At 59.7% G+C, this 1,417-nt stretch carries 1 protein-coding gene; it reads left to right on the top strand.

What is annotated here, in order from left to right:
- Nucleotides 1-48: 48 nt before the first annotated feature.
- On the top strand, nt 49-1,263 hold the full coding sequence (locus CN933_RS31175) for an IS701 family transposase (RefSeq protein ID WP_102763424.1): 1,215 nt from the start codon (nt 49-51) through the stop codon (nt 1,261-1,263).
- Nucleotides 1,264-1,417: the final 154 nt, after the last annotated feature.

The following is a 1,417-nucleotide window of genomic DNA, read 5'->3' on the forward strand; positions in this document are numbered from 1 at the left end:
TAGCATTACAGTTGCATATTTATCTATGATCTGAATCCATGGGTCTCCATGATTCGGAGGTCATGGATGGCAGGTGCATCAATCGAGACGACGCTTGAGCTTTGGGCATCATCGTTGCGCGACGTGAAGGCCCGCATGCGCGGACTGTTTACGCAGGAGCGAGTTGCAGCCTCTGCGAACCTTTTCCTGGACGGCTTGCTGGGTGACGAGCGGCGTAAGACAGGTTGGATGCGTGCTGAGGCGGCCGGTGATCCCGGCCCGTGGCGGCAACAAGCCATTCTGGGGCGCGGGCGTTGGGACGCGGACGCACTTCGCGACATCGTGCGAGAGTATGTTGTAGAAAACCTCGCCACAGATGATGCGGTCCTGGTCATCGATGAGACGGGCTTCCTCAAGCAGGGCAAGACATCGTGCGGTGTTGCGCGTCAATATACAGGCTCGGCAGGCAAGATAACGAACTGCCAGATCGGTGTGTTCGCCGCCTATGTGTCCGCTCGCGGTCATGCCTTTATCGATCGAGCCCTGTATTTGCCCAAGAGCTGGACTGGCGATCCGGCAAGGCTTGCAGCAGCTCATGTTCCTGAGGCTATAGCCTTCGCTACCAAGCCAGGACTGGCTGTCGATATGATACGGCGTGCGCTGGCAGCCGATGTGCCGTTTTCATGGGTGGCCGCAGATGCGGTCTATGGCGTCGGGGACGTCGAAGGAACCCTGCGCCGAGCCTGCAAAGGCTACGTTCTTGGGATTAAGTCGGACCACCATTTCGGCTCGTGGTCGGGAAAGCCTCCGGTCGCCGGCACAGCGCAGGAGATCGCCCGTGATCTCGATCCAAGTGCATGGCAACGTCTTTCCGCCGGTGAGGGCACCAAAGGCGCACGGCTTCATGACTGGGCCTACTGCGAACTCGCCGATCTCGATGCCGACGAATACAACGACACGAAATCGGGGCTTTGGACCCGTGGCCTCCTGATCCGGCGCAATATCAGCGACGGTGATCTCGCCTTCTTCACCACATGGTGCCCGGCCGGGACGGACATCCAGACGCTCGTTTCCGTTGAAGGCCATCGCTGGGCGATCGAAGACAGCTTCGAGACCGCCAAGAACGAGCTCGGACTCGATCACAACGAAACCCGGTCATGGCATGGCTGGCATCGCCACGTCTCCCTCGTCATGCTTGCCTTCGCCATGATGGCGGTGATCCGGTACCGCGCCAATGACGCGACGCCCCCAAAAAAACCGCGGATGCCGACCATCAGGATTTGATCCGCTGGTCTATCCAGGAAGTCCGACGCATCGCCACCAGACTCGCTCAGCGTCGCATAAACCCCGCCTCCGTCATCGCATGGTCATGCTGGAGACGCGCCCATCAGGCGGCCGCGCGACGAGCTCATCTGCAAACGAAAATGCAACTGTAATG

It is taken from the genome of Sinorhizobium sp. M4_45 (assembly GCF_002885915.1).
Lineage (GTDB): Bacteria > Pseudomonadota > Alphaproteobacteria > Rhizobiales > Rhizobiaceae > Sinorhizobium > Sinorhizobium meliloti_A.

Excerpts from the sequence above, each read along its gene's own strand:
- CN933_RS31175 (WP_102763424.1), top strand. The coding sequence starts at position 49 with ATGATTCGGAGGTCATGGATGGCAGGTGCATCAATCGAGACGACGCTT.